16 protein-coding genes and 1 pseudogene are annotated in these 16,087 nt (G+C 40.6%); 13 read left to right on the top strand and 4 right to left on the bottom strand.

The features are described from left to right. Nucleotides 1-38 precede the first annotated feature (38 nt). The 4 genes from HZC34_02855 to HZC34_02840 all read right to left on the bottom strand — a co-directional run bounded on the left by HZC34_02855 (nt 39) and on the right by HZC34_02840 (nt 5,040). Complete coding sequence (locus HZC34_02855; protein ID MBI5700773.1) at nt 39-1,817, bottom strand: YgiQ family radical SAM protein; 1,779 nt, start codon at nt 1,815-1,817, stop codon at nt 39-41. Between the two features lie 14 nt (nt 1,818-1,831). Then, complete coding sequence (locus tag HZC34_02850) at nt 1,832-2,959, bottom strand: type III PLP-dependent enzyme (protein ID MBI5700772.1); 1,128 nt, start codon at nt 2,957-2,959, stop codon at nt 1,832-1,834. After that, nucleotides 2,952-4,358: an FAD-dependent thymidylate synthase gene (locus HZC34_02845; GenBank protein ID MBI5700771.1), complete on the bottom strand. Its 1,407-nt coding sequence runs from the start codon at nt 4,356-4,358 to the stop codon at nt 2,952-2,954. Before HZC34_02845 ends, HZC34_02850 begins: the two co-directional genes overlap by 8 nt. A gap of 115 nt (nt 4,359-4,473) precedes the next feature. After that, nucleotides 4,474-5,040 (bottom strand): MBL fold metallo-hydrolase, encoded by a 567-nt coding sequence (locus tag HZC34_02840; protein ID MBI5700770.1) that lies wholly within the window; start codon nt 5,038-5,040, stop codon nt 4,474-4,476. Between the two features lie 22 nt (nt 5,041-5,062). Between HZC34_02840 and HZC34_02835 the strand changes: the two are divergent. The 13 genes and pseudogenes from HZC34_02835 (at nt 5,063) to HZC34_02775 (ending at nt 16,086) form a co-directional block, all read left to right on the top strand. Beyond that, a pseudogene (locus HZC34_02835) lies at nt 5,063-5,433 on the top strand (fumarylacetoacetate hydrolase family protein). Nucleotides 5,434-5,471: 38 nt separating this feature from the next. Next, complete coding sequence (locus HZC34_02830; GenBank protein MBI5700769.1) at nt 5,472-5,693, top strand: hypothetical protein; 222 nt, start codon at nt 5,472-5,474, stop codon at nt 5,691-5,693. After that, the gene (locus HZC34_02825) at nt 5,690-6,097 is read left to right on the top strand and encodes a hypothetical protein (protein MBI5700768.1); all 408 of its coding nucleotides are present in this window, start codon (nt 5,690-5,692) and stop codon (nt 6,095-6,097) included. The genes HZC34_02830 and HZC34_02825 overlap by 4 nt, the downstream gene beginning before the upstream one ends. Continuing rightward, entirely contained in the window at nt 6,094-6,306 is a 213-nt protein-coding gene (locus tag HZC34_02820) for a DUF167 domain-containing protein (GenBank protein ID MBI5700767.1), read from the top strand. The genes HZC34_02825 and HZC34_02820 overlap by 4 nt, the downstream gene beginning before the upstream one ends. 30 nt (nt 6,307-6,336) lie before the next feature. Next, nucleotides 6,337-7,470, top strand: coding sequence for a hypothetical protein (locus HZC34_02815; GenBank protein MBI5700766.1), 1,134 nt, complete (start codon nt 6,337-6,339; stop codon nt 7,468-7,470). A gap of 28 nt (nt 7,471-7,498) precedes the next feature. Further along, nucleotides 7,499-9,610: a hypothetical protein gene (locus HZC34_02810; protein ID MBI5700765.1), complete on the top strand. Its 2,112-nt coding sequence runs from the start codon at nt 7,499-7,501 to the stop codon at nt 9,608-9,610. Next, nucleotides 9,610-10,845 carry a HEAT repeat domain-containing protein gene (locus tag HZC34_02805; GenBank protein ID MBI5700764.1) on the top strand — a complete coding sequence of 412 codons (1,236 nt, stop codon included), beginning with the start codon at nt 9,610-9,612 and terminating at the stop codon, nt 10,843-10,845. The genes HZC34_02810 and HZC34_02805 overlap by 1 nt, the downstream gene beginning before the upstream one ends. Further along, nucleotides 10,839-11,024 (top strand): hypothetical protein, encoded by a 186-nt coding sequence (locus tag HZC34_02800; protein ID MBI5700763.1) that lies wholly within the window; start codon nt 10,839-10,841, stop codon nt 11,022-11,024. The genes HZC34_02805 and HZC34_02800 overlap by 7 nt, the downstream gene beginning before the upstream one ends. Nucleotides 11,025-11,134: 110 nt before the next feature. Further along, complete coding sequence (locus tag HZC34_02795) at nt 11,135-12,373, top strand: hypothetical protein (GenBank protein ID MBI5700762.1); 1,239 nt, start codon at nt 11,135-11,137, stop codon at nt 12,371-12,373. Between the two features lie 84 nt (nt 12,374-12,457). After that, nucleotides 12,458-12,712 carry a type II toxin-antitoxin system HicB family antitoxin gene (locus HZC34_02790; protein ID MBI5700761.1) on the top strand — a complete coding sequence of 85 codons (255 nt, stop codon included), beginning with the start codon at nt 12,458-12,460 and terminating at the stop codon, nt 12,710-12,712. Next, nucleotides 12,709-12,930, top strand: coding sequence for a type II toxin-antitoxin system HicA family toxin (locus HZC34_02785; protein MBI5700760.1), 222 nt, complete (start codon nt 12,709-12,711; stop codon nt 12,928-12,930). Before HZC34_02790 ends, HZC34_02785 begins: the two co-directional genes overlap by 4 nt. Before the next feature lie 43 nt (nt 12,931-12,973). Continuing rightward, the gene (locus tag HZC34_02780; protein MBI5700759.1) at nt 12,974-15,163 is read left to right on the top strand and encodes a glycoside hydrolase; all 2,190 of its coding nucleotides are present in this window, start codon (nt 12,974-12,976) and stop codon (nt 15,161-15,163) included. Next, a complete protein-coding gene (locus HZC34_02775) occupies nt 15,160-16,086 on the top strand; it encodes a hypothetical protein (protein MBI5700758.1) in 927 nt (308 codons plus the stop codon). Before HZC34_02780 ends, HZC34_02775 begins: the two co-directional genes overlap by 4 nt. The last annotated feature ends 1 nt before the right edge of the window (nt 16,087 follow it).

The raw sequence follows: 16,087 nt of genomic DNA, 5'->3' as shown, positions 1-16,087 counted from the left end.
ATTTACCTTTTGGGTTTTATTGTCAATAGGGCGAATAATTAATTTAGTAAAGCCTTGATTAATGTCCTTTTTCCAAGGACGGTCAACGCTTTGATAACTTGCCTCTTATTCTTTTCCAAATGAGGCTGGAGAAGCGCCTTTTGGAAACTGCGTTCTTCGCCTTTTGGCACATGGATTGCTTTCCCTGTAAAAGGATCGATCCCGGTATAATACATGCATGTTGACGGTGTCATGGGGGATGGCAGAAAGTTTTGCACTTGCTCTATCTTCATGTGATTTTTCTTTAGGAAGAGGCTTAACTCTAAGGCATGTTCCAATGTTGATCCTGGATGAGATGAAATGAAGTAAGGGATCAGATATTGTTCTTTGCCCGCGGCTTCGGAATGTTTATGGAATTCGTTCTTGAACTTTTCAAATACACCGATCTTTGGTTTTTTCATAAGCATCAAGACTTCTTCGCAAATGTGTTCCGGCGCGACCGATAATTGGCCGCTTACATGGAATTTTGCAAGTTCTTCTATGTATTCAGGATCTTCGAGCGCTAGATCGTATCTGACCCCCGAATTTGAGAATACGTGTTTTATTCCCGGAATATTCCTAATTGCTCTTAGCATCTTTAAGACTGGTTTGTGTGAAGCGTCTAGATTTTGGCATTTAGTCGGAAAAATACAGCTTATTCTTGTGCAGCCATCTTCTTTTTTGCATTTCATCTGGTACATATTTGCCGACGGCCCACCAATATCTAAAATGTTTCCGGTAAAGCCTTTTTGCTTCATGATGATATTTTTTATTTCATCTTCGATCGATTTTTGGCTGCGGCTGACGATATATTTTCCTTGATGCGAAGCTATTGCGCAAAACGAGCATCCTCCAAAACATCCGCGGTGCGAGATTGTTGAAAACTTTACGAAGTCCCATGCGGGAATAGGTTTTTTATAAACAGGGTGGGGTTCCCTCATAAAAGGAAGTTTAAAAATAGTTTCCAGATCTGCTTGCGTCATCATCTTTGCAGGATATGCCACGAGATATCGTCCTTGGCACGGCTCAATAGTAATTTTTGGTTCTTTCTTTTGGATCTCATTGCTATAAAGTTTGAACGCTTCAACGAATTTCTTTTTATCGGTCGATACTTCTTCAAACGACGGGAGCATAACGTAGTTTTTTAGAGCAGAGATATCTTTCAATATGACGCAGGTGTTGTTTACCCCCTCTATAATCTCCCCCTTGTTAAGGGGGAGATGGCGCGAAGCGGCAGAGGGGGTAGAAAGTTTTCGTGCAATTTGAACGATCGCATTTTCCGCCATGCCATAAACCAATATATCTGCTTTCGAGTCGAATAGTATCGATCGTCTAATTTTATTATCCCAATAATCATAATGAGAAAAACGACGTAGGCTTGCTTCCACCCCGCCCAATACAATAAAAGAATCGGGAAAAAGTTGTTTTATCTTATTTGTGTAAACAATTGATGCGCGATCGGGCCTGCCCGCCGAGGCGGGCCTATGGCCAGGCTCGTTGCCGGGGGTATACATATCGGTCCTTCGGACTTTTTTATCGGATGTGTAATTCGCAACCATGGAATCGAGATTTCCGGCTGCTATTCCAAAGAATAATTTGGGTTTGCCGAGTTTTAAAAAATCTTCGTCTTTTTTCCAATCCGGTTGTGCGATAATGCCTACCGTAAATCCATGAGATTCCAGATATCTTCCGATTAAAGCAGTACCGAAGCTTGGGTGGTCAATATACGCGTCGCCTGATACAAGGATAATATCGAGCGGTTCTTTGATCTCCGATTTGTTGATTGGAAGAAATGGCATGATTAATTATAGCATTAAGTATTTATATGCAGTATCTTCGCCTTATCGAACCCGTTGAAATTTGTAGCTGATGCGCTTGAATATGCGCCGATGTTCTTGACATAAAGAAGATCGCCGATGCTTAAATTCGGCAGCATTTCGGAAGTTGAGATCGAATCAAATGCGTCGCAAGTAGGGCCAACGACCGCGCATGCCGATCTTGCCCCTCGCTTGAATGAATTGAAATGATAGGGGATGTGATCAAAAATTACACCCGATAACGTCCCGTAAACCCCGTCGTTTACATAATATACTGTTTTTCCGTCCCTATCCGATTTCCCGATTATTTCAACAACAAGCGTTGCAGATTCTGCAACCATAAATCGGCCGGGTTCCGCGACGATCTCGATTTTCTTCGGGAATAGGCGGTCGATCTCTTTCCTAAGTTTTTCGGCAAGTTGTTTAAATGAAACATTTGCGCTATCATATGGGACAGGGAAACCGCCGCCGATATTCAATAATCTCAACTGATGCTCGCGCTTGCCGACCTCCTTGAATATTTCAGACGATGCGTTTAACGCGTTTACATAATTATCGATATTCAGGCATTGGCTTCCTACATGGAAACTTATTCCTTCAACGCTTAGCCCCATGTTGAATGCGGATGAAATAAGATTTACCGCATTTCCCGGTTCAACGCCGAATTTTGACGATAATTCAACGACCGATCCGACATTCGCGACTTTTATTCGGCAAATGAGCCCCGCGTCAGGGCAATATTTTTTGATTTTCCTTAGTTCTTCCGGATTATCGAACGTCATGAGGGTTTGCTGGTTTGCCAATTTCTTCAAAGTATCGATCGGCTTAATTGTATTTGCGAGAATGATCTTGTCGTAAATAAAATTTTTGTAATCCTTTTTTTCTTCGTCGGGGACGTTATCTATCACTTGGAGGAATTCATTATATGACGCGACATCGTAACCGGAATTCATAGGCGCCAAGGTTTGTATTATTTCCACTTCGGGATTCGCTTTTATCGCGTAATAGAGACCAATCCGAGGCAAATGCTTTCTCAAAGCCTTATATTGCCTGCGAATAATATTGTGGTCGATTATTAAAAGAGGGGTCCCGAATTCTTTAGCGAGTTTTTTTAAGTTAGGCATTTTTCTCCGGCTTCACGCCGAAAACTTTTCCATAAATTTCCGGGTATGAATCTTTCCCGCCGATAGTTAGCATTGTGAGAGGCATTATTTCTTTTGCGAGCCTCGACATTTCTCGCGAGATGTTTTGTATGTCCCATTGCGCGTGCCCGTCTTCGCGGAGGCGGCTTATATGATAGAGCTCTCGCGCATTGCATTTAAACAATACTCTCTTGCGATGAGCGTTCGTTAAAACATATGGAGCTGCAATTTTATTTTTTGCTAAAATTTCTTCATACGCTTTTTCTGTTTGGCGGATAACTTTCATAAATTCTTTCTTCAAGCCTTTTTCGATAATAGACTTTGGAATAGTCACTCCAAGCTTTGGATCGTATGCTTGAGAAGTAGTTGTCGCTATCCTATGCCTTTTTAACTGGCCGAAGCACGCGGCGGAGATCGTCAGCTCAAAAATCATATCCGCATATTCAAATTCCCTTATAGGTGAATCGTAGAATTCAAGATTTTTAAGAGAAGTTTTGATCAATGTTTCTTTCTGTTCCGGCGTCATTGACTTAACCATTTTTTGGCACTGTTTGAAATTGTTTGAAGTTGTTGTATGGAGCATCGCGGCGAGAGTTAACTCATCAGACCTCTTATTGAAATCAACAAGCAAAACTTCATTTTTTGGTTTTTTAAATCCCTGCTTCTCCATGCTCCTCCCTGCTACTCCTTCTATTTCCCTGTATGTATCCCTGTCAAGCGGCGTTGCTTCAGTAAATAGGATGATCGATGGCGCGATGTTCTTTACTTGATCGTAAATTCCGCGTCCGATCTGTTGGATCTCTTGGAGCGGATGAGAAGCAAATCTTCTAAATAGAAGTTCCAGATTTCGCGCATTTAGGGTCATTCCAACTTGGCCAAGGGTCGCAAGGGAGGTTATATATCTTGCGTCTTCTGGCGGAATTTCTTTTGAAACCATGTCCTGATAGAAATTGTTTTGCGCTTCGATCGTTTTTGTAAATAGAACATCAAGTCCGATAGCTTTTATTTCTTCCGGTACTAGATCATGGTTTTCGAGCTTTTGGTACCTTTGAGATTTTTCCGTATAAGAACACAGCCTGAATTTTTCTATTTCTTCAAAAGAAAATCTGGTTACATCGATGATATCGAAATTGAATACGGCATGTTCTGCAACTGAATGATGTCCCATTTTGAAAATTATAGTGGAGTTCGATTTCCTTGCTTTCTCAACTTCTCGCCTTGCGTCGGCGCGTAATTCGTCGATAGGGCGGGAATCGCGGGAAATTCTGGCGTATGATGCGGATAAAACTTCAGGAGTGACATCCGACCTGTTCGTTTCCCCTTTCTTTAATCCTTCGATAACTGTTGAATCCAAATTATATCCGGCTAATAATATCTTCATATGTTATTTTTTTCTTTTATGCTCGGAACCTGCTCATGAATTCACCCTTCGCAGCAGCACTGCTGCGGAGAACGGGCTTCGCGGTTCCTCGGATTATTAAACTCAAGCCATTCTATCAGATGATTAAATCTTTTTCATCACCAATTGTTGTGGGGTCGCCGTGCCCGGGATAAACTCTGGTTTCGGGCGGGAGTTTTTGTAATTTCTTAAGCGACTCTTCCATTTGATCTTGCGAACTTCCGGGAAGATCGATTCTCCCATAATCATTTTTAAAAAGTGTATCGCCGGAAAATAAAACATGTTCTTTTTTATTATAAAGGCAGATGCCGCCTAAAGTGTGTCCGGGAGTGTGAATAATGTCAAATGTCAAATTTCCAATGACAAATGTCGAATTATCTTTCAAAAATTTGTCCGCTCTAAGTCCAGTTGTATAAGCCATCATGGCGTCATCGTCTTTGTGAATATAGATGGGAAAGTTGATGCCTTCTTTTAACTTGAAGGCTTCTGTAACATGATCATAGTGGCCGTGGGTTAAGATAATTGCCAACACTTTTACATCGCCTAAATGAGGCAAAATTTCTTTCGCTTCAAATCCCGGGTCAATGACTAATGCCTCATTGCCGTCTTTTACGATATAACAATTTGTCTGCAGGTGTCCGACTTTTATTGTTTCTATTTCCATAAGTTTGAATTATAATATAAAGATGCAATTCAATCCATCAAAAATAATTTGCGTAGGTTTAAATTATAGCGATCACGCCAATGAGATGAAAGAAACGCTTCCTGAAGATCCGATAATATTCTTGAAACCGCCAACTTCTCTTATTCAAGATGGAGATCCGATAATTTATCCATCAAGTCATATTTGAATGGCGAGTTGAAGCAGAGTTCAAACACTTCAAATATGATCTATAAAGTTGATCATTTGGTATCTTTTATTTCCCAAGTGATGACATTAATGCCCGGAGATATAATTTTGACCGGGACCCCTCCCGGGGTTGGGCCTATGCAAATTGGGGATACTATTGTTGTTGAGATCGAAAAAATAGGAAAACTGACGAATTTTATTGTTTAAGCCCATAAATTTGATATAATATACACAGGTGATAAAAAATGGTTCCAGAGCAAAAAAGGATACATAAAGATTTTGTTTGGTTAAGCAAGAATATGGTTAAGCTGCAAAAAAAATATGCCGGATTATTTTATGCGATTGTAAATGAAAAAGTTAGTGTCGGAAAATCAGCGGTTCAAGCATATAATAAATCAAAAAAGTTATTCCCCGATAATGAGCCCCTAATGGGAACGATCCCTACGATGGATTCCTTGATACTGTGATCGAATGCCGCTGGCTTGAAGAATACTCTGAGTCGTTTGGATCGGTTTATCGCCCTGTCGCTGAAGTTTATATGAAAGACAAGTCGAAGGTTTGGCGAGCGATCAACATGTATGTGGATTCTGGCGCAGATATCAGCATAATGACGAAAGATCATGGCGAATTGTTTGGCCATGATATAAATAAGGGAAAGAAAATAAGATTAAAGGGGATCGGATCAGGCCATATAAATGCATATATCCACAAAATGGAGCTGTTAATTGGCAAGCATGAAATTGAGGTGGATGTTGCTATCGCTGAAAACAATGAAGTGCCAAATGTTCTGGGCAGGAAAATAATATTTGATCTTTTTGAGATCCAATTCAAAAATATAAAGAAACATACTTGTTTTATAAGGAAAGCATGACAGAAATAACATTAGAAATTAAAGTAATAGCGAACGCGAGCCGAAATGAGCTCAAGGGCAATAGGTTGTACACGACAGCACCCGCTGTCGATAACAAAGCAAACGTTGCCATGATCGAAATGCTTGCCGAAGAATACAATGTCAAAAAGAACAGGATCAAGATCATGCGCGGATTGCACTCTAACCTCAAAGTGGTAAAGATCTTGTAATTTTACTCTTCAAATAAATATTCCTCAAAAGTGAAATTTTCCCTAATACCTCACGAGATATTGGCAGAAGGTGGAACGATGGGTATGCGAATGGATTTTACGAGAAGTGTTCGATCGATTGGAATGGCTCTTCCACGGCTTGCTCTAGCAGGGTCAACTCTTCTTCCACATTTTGGGTGCGGTAATTCGGCGATAAGCGGAATTTCTGCCAGAGCTACAATTGACGCAAAAGCTGAAGCGGGCGATCTTTTGCGCGCACAAGATTCAATTATTTTTAAGCCGGAAATATCTGGAGTGGACATTCCTACGCCTGTTGATATCAGATCAGATGTGCCAGCTGATATATCTATGCCAATAGACGCCAGCATTGCTGATGCTTCAGGTGATGCGGAAAATCCGCCTGTCTGCAGTTTGTACATCCCTCCCAAATGCCAAAATATCGATGGCATAGATATAACAACAATGTTTGACGGGAAGCCATCTCTTAATACAAAAGTTTATAATAATGGCTCAACGATAGAAAAAATCGATAATCTTGGCAATTCATATGTTTTTGATATTGCATCGGGAACTCTCGCAATTTATGATTCGAAAGGTAAAATTACTGCTGTTTACACGCCAAACCAAAATGATTTTGCCGGCAAAGTATCTAATAGTTTGTTGTTGTGGCTTTATGGAGAAGCCGAAATTGATCCAAGTAAAAAAGCCCTACTTGGAAAAGTAAATAATTGTTTTGAATGGTTGATCAAGCCTAAAACCGATCTTGATATAAATGCCGCCCTAAAAGATGCGATCCCCGATTGCCTCGAAGATTTTATTTGTACCACAGGGTATGGCGTCTATGCTGTGGCAACAAAATTTCAGAATAATTCAATTACTTTTTTTCAGGGAGGATCGGGAGGGACAGGCGGCGGGGGATGGACTATTAGCTTTGGCCTGTATTCCGGGGGAATACAGGAAATACACAACGGATTTGCGCCAAGCGAAGGGCAAGAATGTGAAAAAGCTTGTGATCTTATTAAGGGCGATCCAAAGTTTAAACAAGAAGTGCAAAAATTAATTGATTCTATAACTGGACAAGCGAAAAAAACGATCCCGCTTACTAATTTTACAAATTTGATCAGAGTGATAAAAAAGTTGATCGACTATCAAAGTAGTTTGTAGGATGAAAAAAACTTAGGAGGCGGTTAAGATGGCGGAAATAATAATCGATTCGGCTCCGGAAAAATACAGAAAATGCTTCAGGGTCGGCGATGCCCACGATGGTAAAACGGGGTATGACGGAAAGATAAATGATGAAAATGAGGCGAGAAAAGCGGCCGCTTGCTTTCGTGCAGAATCCCCATCCGATTATAGGGATATACTGGATTATTTTGAAAAATCCGGATATGCATTGCTTGATCTAAGAGAGAAAGTTGTTGAAAAGGCAGCCGAAACGCCGGCTGCAGATACTATTGAAGAAAAAGCAAAAAAAGCCATTGCCGACCTCAATAGCGAGAATAACGAAATTGCAATGAATGCTATCAAGAATTTGCGGGAGATACTTAAGATTGGTCTTAAGATTGGTATTAAAGAAGAACTGCAAAAAGCAATAATAACTGCATTGCTTCAAAAACTGGGAAGCGTTGACAAAAATGTGCAAAAAACCGTACTGCAGGTTTTAGAGGATATAAATTATGAACAATCACCGAATAGGCTTGGAACTCAAATATTTGACGCAATATCCGCTTTCGGGAGAAATATTATATTGTTAAAGGCCGATAAGGAATTGTTTGGAGGTGATAGGGACAGCTTAAAAGATGGCGCCCTCGATACATCATTATCGATTTCATTGAAGATAATCAAGGCAAATCCCGATGCGGAGACAAGAGGGAAAATTGTCGGCTTTTTTGGCTATGCGGTTGAAAAATATGATGGACTGGATTTTCGAAGCGCAAATGCATTGGAATTGACAGCAATTATCCTTAAGTCGGTTTTTGACGTGTTAGAGAATGCGCGAGAGCATGATTACGGCTTTGAAAGTGAGAAAAAGATTCTTGGTCGGCTTATTGCCTCCAATCTGCCAAAAGAAGAAAAAGGCAAATTAGCCGGTGCAATAATAAATATATTGCAGAAAAAGAAGGCTGTAGATGTTTGCATATTTTCATTGGCAAAGCTTGCCGCTTCTTTCGATGTTGGAGCGCATGATAAGATGAAGATATATGGAGCCGCGAAAGCTCTTTTTGGCGATAAAGAATTCCGTAAAAAAGCAGTAGAAGTATTGAAGGAGCTTCTAACATCCGAGGAATTTCCCAAAAATGAAAAACAGGATATCGTCAAATTATTTTTTGACTCGTTAGAAAAAAAAGATAACGATTATTCCGATAAAGATTACGGCATTTTAACCATTGCGGCCGATTTTGTTGAAAACGAGAACCCCGTTGGGCTAAAAGTGGAAATAGTCAAAAGGTCTTTAAAACTTGATCTTAATAGGTATTCCATAGAAATGATCGCAGGAATTCTATCCGCGGCGATCGCGTCGGATATGCCGTTAGATAATCGAAAACAATATACGGCGCTGCTCCTAAAAAATATAAATGGGCCGGCGATAAAAGACCCTCCCGCCACTGATTATAAAAAGGCGCTGCGCATGTTTTTGTCCGCTAGCGTTTTTGCAAAACTTTTAGAAAGCGAACTCCCTGAAGATTTGCCCCAAGGACTGCAGGATAAAATAAATGGCGCGCTTTATAGATTCGTATTAATAAACAGGAGTTTAAGATTTAATTGGAGCAAAGATCTGCATACTAAATATGTTTTGCGCGATCTTTCGCCGGAATTAATATCAGAGCTGTTTTATCCGATTTTTGTTCCGATTTTATGCGGCACAAATTGGGAAATCGAATATAGTGATTTGGAAAAAGCTTTAAAAGAGAAACTTGGCGCTTCCGATGTTTCTTCAAAAAATAAAAAAGCAATAGAGAAGATACTTGATATAAAGAATGGGTTAGATGCTCCTGAAGTTGTTTCTGTAAGAAAAACAGGAGTGGCAGGCAAAAGCGCCGGTTCTGCTAAATTTTTAGCCATTTTCGAATTTAGTGATATTCCAAAAGGCGCAGTTTTCGCGCAAGCAGTATTAGGCAGTAATGAGGACTTTGACGGGTGGGCGCAGGGGAAAGGGAAAATATTAAACGGCAAAGCAACAATCCCTGTTTGGCTGGATGAAAGGACAGAGACCATCAATTGTTTTGTTGTTTTCTTTGATGCAAAGGGCAAATATGTTGGAATGTCTGAAAATTTTGAATTGGAAAATCCGGAGAATAAATAATGGCAGAAATAATAATTGAAACCGCGCCGGAAAAATATAGGAAATTCTTGAGGATCGCCGACGCCCATGAAGGGCTTACAGGGTACGATGGGAAAATAAATGACAACAGCGAAGCCTTGAATGCGGCAGAGAACTTCTGCTCCCAAGATCGGCCAAGGTGTTCTGAATTTTTAGAGTTTCTTGAAGGATCGGGATATGCCCTGCCGCAGATCCGTGCCAAAATAGACGCGGCGGATAATGCCTTAGAGAAAGATATCAAAGCCCAAATAGAGAAATTATCAAGCAGTGAATATAAGGCGCCAGAAGAAGCTCTCCCTAGATTGATTGAATGGCTTATTGATGCCAAAACCCCTGATATGCTTAAGGGAAGGATCATTGACGCTTTTATCGAAAGATTATCCAATGCTAAAGATCTCTTGGATAATTATGATTTTATTAGAGAGATCATTGTTGCTTTGGGTAATGCAAAAAACAAAAAAGCGACACAAGTATTGCTCAAATTTGCAGGATATACAGGATATATGCATTCCAAGCCATTTTCTAAGGTATCTGCAGAAGCGCTCGGCAAGATTGGCGATGCCTCGGTCGCCCCTATCTTAATTGGCCTTTTACTTAATGATTTTGATGTCGTTGAAGGATTGAAATATTTTAAAGGGCAAGCAAAGCCTGCTCTTATCGGATTGCTGGCCAAAGAAAAAAAATCTGAAAAAAAAGTTTTGATAATTGAGGCTTTGGGGGAAGTGGGGGACGATTCATTGTCTTTAATCCTTATAGAATGCCTAAAAAATAACGATCCTAAAATTCGGATTGCCGCTATTGATGCGTTGGGGGACCTTAAAATTATTGCCGCCAAATCGCGTCTGTTGGAGTTATTAAAGAGTAAAAACAGTGAAATTCGCCATGCCGCAAGAGAAAGCCTTGGAAAAATATCGGGAGAAGATATTGAAGAAGAACTTTATGCGCCTCCTCGGAAAATAAGCTTGAAATTGTCTGAGGCGCTTAGATTGTTGGAAAAAGCTAAATCAGACAAGGAAAGGAGCGCAATTTGGAGAAAGACGCGAACTCTCTTTTGCCAAAGGGCTGGAGATGAATATGTCGCAACTTTTATTTTTAGGGAAATTCCAAAAGGCGCGGCAACCGCACAATTATTTCTGGAAAACAGCAGGCAAGGCAAAGGGGCTATCAAGGGCGGCAAACTCACTGTTAGTTTATGTAAGGAGGCTATAAAATGTTGATTATGTTTAATCCGGCTAGGGGAGTTATTGCGGCATCAAGAGGAATAACTCCGAAGGTCTTATGGACTAGGGCAGTTGAAATTGCGAAAACCTTTGATCCAGGAAGAATGATGGATATTAGGGCAATGTCGCCTTCCGGGCTTTTCGGATTGCAGATTCCAATAGTTATGATGTCATAAAAACCGATCTCCCGCTATTGAATTCATTGCTTAGGGATATCGCATATGATTATCCACTTCCAGACGAAGTCGCCGCCGAATTAGCAAAAGCAAGATCAGCTAAAATTACTGTGTCAAAAATTTTCATACGCAGTGGATTCCCAATCGATTCGGATGATGTCGCGACGTATTTGCTAAGAGAAGAAAATTTATCGGCTCAAGAGATCAAAGCCTTATTTAGATGTATTCCCAAAAAAGAAAGGAAACTTTTATTCCGCAAATTAAATATGATAAATATTTTGTATGGCGAATTTTCACTTAAATATACCTTAAACGAAAAAGAATGGAGAGGGCTTCGTTTGCGCGGCGAGTTTTCAGCTAAACGCACCTTAAAAGAAGAAGATTTTAGAGAACTGCGCCAGTACGTTTCAGGTTTTCCTGACGGAGAAGCAATCATCTCTGAGCTAATGAGCTATGAACTCTCACCAAGTGCCCAAGTTATGCCTTTAGATGCCGCTGAACAGATTCAAGCAGTTCTTGATTTCTTGCTTCCTTCTTCGAGATCTTACCTTTCATTGCAAAATATTATCGAAGGATCCAAAAAATTATTGCCATTATCTCGCGAACAACAGCCGGTGGATTCGGCAAAAGATATGATTTTGCCGGCAGGAAGAACTTTTATTGAAGAATTTCGAGCAGTCTGTGCGGATGATGCAAAATTAATTGGTTTTATGGAGCAAATACTTGATGAAACGGTTGAAATCCCAAGTGTTGAGGAAGTGCGCGAGATGATCCCGATCCTGCAGGATTTAGTGGATAATCATCAAAGCAGTCGAATAAGAGGATTAGTGCTTGATTTGGCAATGGAGATTGCGGACGTGCTGGAAAGAATGGAAGCAATGGAAGCAAAAAGTGCAAGGCATAACGCTTTTATGGGTGAACTTGCAAAATTCTCAAGAGGATATGTTGAAAATGGCGCTTTTATAAATGATATTAGCCTCGAAACGCAAAAGAAGATTATTGAGGCGCTGGAATCCGCAGGCATTAAAGAAATAAAAGTGAAAATTTCTTCGCCGATGAATATGGTAGAAATTGAAGAATCAGTCCGTTTACTGCTTGATTTTCTTCTCGGCCTTGATGACAATCAGCGAAAGACAATATTAAGGGAAAATGCCAATATACTTAAGTTCTCAATAGAAAATTATAATGGGAAGCGGTTAAGTTGTGTCGCTATTTATAATAATGAAGGGCTTGCCCATGAAGATAAAAACGATACTGGCAGTTGGTCTGCCATTGAAAGGATTTATTATGGCGGTAAAGTATTTTCTAATTGGTTGGAGTTTATGAGATATAAATTTGGTCGAAAATAGGGAATAGATACATTTAAAGCTCATGCGCGCATTGCGAAGCTCTTTGCCCCATGGTACAATTATCCTCAAGAGAGGTAAACAAAAATGAAAAAGAAAATAAAAATTTTAAAGTATACTGCAATTTTTGAAGCAGCCGAAGAGGGAGGATATACTGTTACTGTTCCAGCATTGCCAGGCGTTGTTTCAGAAGGGGATACATTTGAACAAGCCGTGGATATGGTCAAAGATGCCATAAAGTGCTACTGCGCAAGTTTAATTAAGCATGGCGAATCGATCCCCAGGGAACCGGAGGAAGAATTTATTGGCATCGTTGAGGTGCCGGTGGTTGTTCCTGCATGAAGCTTCCTAATATAAAACCAAAAGAGATAATAAAAATATTGCAAAGAGCAGGATTTTATATTGACCATCAATCCGGCGGGCATATTACATTGTTAAATGATAAGGCCCAAAAACGAGTTACGCTTCCATCACATCCAAAAGAAGTTAAGAAGGGAACGCTTCATAGCATAATTAAGCAGTCAGGATTAAGCCGGGAAGAATTCATTCAATTAAGATAATAATCTCGTAAATTAATTTCTCTCGTAGTATAATCTCTTCATAATGACCCATCAGCCGATTTATCTTGCACTAGTATGGCACATGCATCAGCCTTACTATAAAGACCTTGTAACAAACGAATATATCCTTCCTTGGGTGCGCCTTCATGGTATCAAAGACTATTACGATATGGCCGCGCTTCTGGACGACTATCCCAACATGAAAGCGACTTTCAATATGGTCCCGTCTCTTGTCCTTCAAATTGATGATTATGTAAATAATAACGCGAAAGACCGAAGTCTTCTTCTTTCCGAAAAAGATCCTATGCATTTAACCGATGAAGAAAAAGTATACATCCTGAAAAATTTCTTCATGGCTAATTGGGATGTCATGATAAAACCGTACAAAAATTATCATGATCTTTTGCTTAAGAGGGGAAGATTTGCCCCAAACTTCGAATTGGAAAAAGTTGCCAATAGATTTACGAAACAAGAATTTATGGATCTTCAAGTTTGGTTTAACCTTACTTGGTTTGGGTTTAATTATAGAAATCACGACCCGATCGTTTCAGCGCTTATCGCAAAGGGGAAAGGTTTTACCCGTGAAGAAAAGCTCGCATTGCTAAATAAACAAATAGAATTGCTTGGAAAGATCATCCCGAAATGCCGCGAACTTCAAGATAGGTCTCAAATTGAGGTCACGACTTCACCTTTTTATCACCCGATACTTCCTTTGGTTTGCGATACAAATGTCGCGCATGAATCAATGCCTTATGTGAAACTTCCATCAGTCCGATTCCGCCATCCTGAAGATGCCGAAAGCCAAATACAGGAAGCCGTAAAATTCCACGAACAGCATTTTGGAAAGCCTCCGTTTGGAATGTGGCCGTCGGAAGGAAGCGTCAGCGAAGAAATGATCCCATTAGTTGGGAAAGCGGGGATAAAATGGATTGCTACCGATGAAAGTATTTTATCGAGTTCGCTTTCAAAATCTCCATCCGCGTCCGAATTATATAAGCCATATCATGTTGAAAAAGACGGAAACCAAGTCTCAATGATATTCAGGAACCATTTTCTATCCGACCAAATAGGCTTTGTTTATCAGAGGTGGAGAGTTAAAGAAGCCGTTGCCGATTTCAAGAAACATTTATACAACATCCGTGCGGCTCTGCCGGATGATGGAAGAAAATATTTGGTCTCTGTCATTCTCGATGGGGAGAACGCGTGGGAATATTATCGCGATGGAGGAGAAGAATTCTTAAGAGGACTATATCAAGGGTTGTCATCCGACCAAAGTATTATCCCAACAAGGGTTTGCGATTTTATTGCCGAAAACCAGGTGGATTCCAAGATCCATAGGTTATTTCCTGCTTCGTGGATCAACAATAATTTTAAGATCTGGATCGGACATGAAGAAGATAATCTCGCGTGGGATTATCTGTCACGAGCAAGGGCTGCTCTCGAAGGTCAGGAGAACCAATTGGCTTGGCAAGAGCTTTATGTAGCTGAAGGTTCCGATTGGAACTGGTGGTACGGGGACGACCACTCGTCGGAGAACGACGAAGTATTCGATGCATTATTCAGAAAACATTTGAAGAACATTTATCACCTATTAGGTAACACTGTGCCTCAATATTTGGATAAGCCGATAAAACAGCTAAGGGCGCTAAAGCCGACGCGCGAACCCGCTTTTTATATTGAACCAGCTTTGGACGGGGTTGTGACAAATTATTATGAATGGTTATCGGCAGGATGTTTTGATATCGAATCAAGCAAAGGCGCCATGCACCAGATCGAAACCGTAATTAAAGCTCTCTACTATGGTTTCAATAAATCAACTCTGTTTTTCAGGCTGGATTGCGCCCTTGATCTTTCCACCGGAGGCGGATCCGCCTCTGGCGGACAAAAAAATGAATGCCAAGGATTTTCATTCTCTATATTAATTTATCATCCAGTCGAATATAGGTTGAAGCTTAATTGCGGTGAAAAAGATTGCGGCCCCAAACTTACTCTATATAAAATGAACGAAAACGAAGTTTGGGAAAAAATAAAAGAGATGGATAGTTTTGGCATGAACAAGATAATAGAGGTTGGCGTGTCTTTTTCAGATATTGAAGCAAAAGCGGGAGATATGGTCCAGTTCTCGGTAATAATCGAGAAAAATGGCAACGAACTTGAAAGATGGCCGCGCGGGGGCATGTTGTCCGTCAATGTCCCGACTCCAAGCTACGAAATGGAGCAATGGTCTATATGAAGAAAGTGAATTTTTTATTCGGCATACATTGCCATCAGCCTGTCGGGAATTTCGATCATGTTTTCGATCAAGCATACGGGGATTGTTACCTTCCATTTATTGAAACTATGGAGCGGCATCCCAGGATAAAATTCAGTGTCCATTACAGCGGGATCCTTTACGATTGGTTCTTGGAAAAACATCCGGAGTTTTTGGAACTGATCGCGAAATTGGTCAAGCGCGGCCAGGTTGAAGTTATGACGGCAGGGTATTACGAACCGATAATTCCCATAATTCCCGATGAGGATAAGCTCGGTCAGATCGCGATGGAAACAATCTTTATCAAAAGGCATTTTAAGACTAGCCCTCAAGGCATGTGGCTGACGGAGCGAATTTGGGAGCCAAATCTTCCAAAAATATTGAACGACGCGCAGATCGAATATTTAACCGTAGATGATTATCATTTTATTTCGGCAGGCGTCGAAAAAGATAAATTGTTCGGATATTATTCGACCGAAGACCAAGGCGCCGCGCTCAATGTTTTTCCGATCAACAAAGAACTTCGATATTTGGTCCCATTCAGGATGCCGCACGAAACGATAAAATATATGGCGGATATAGCAACGGAAAAGGGCGATGTCGCAGCCATTTTAGCGGATGATGGGGAAAAATTCGGAGTTTGGCCCGGCACCAAAAAATGGGTCTACGATGACGGATATCTTGAAAATCTATTGACCGAAATTGAAGCAAACCTTGAATGGATAAGGCCGATGAAGTTCTCCGAATACGCCGAAGAATATAAACCGATAGGAAGAGTTTATCTTCCAACGGCGTCATATTTTGAAATGATGGAGTGGGCGCTTCCAGCCAAAGCAACCGCGCGCCTTGAAAAAATAATGAGGGAAGCGGGCGCTCAAGGGACATACCTCCGAAGACCGCGATAAG

This window comes from Candidatus Saganbacteria bacterium (assembly GCA_016223245.1).
GTDB lineage: Bacteria > Margulisbacteria > WOR-1 > XYC2-FULL-46-14 > XYC2-FULL-37-10 > JACRPL01.
Note: the sequence above shows the minus strand (reverse complement) of the source record. Positions and strands in the feature narration are given on the sequence as shown.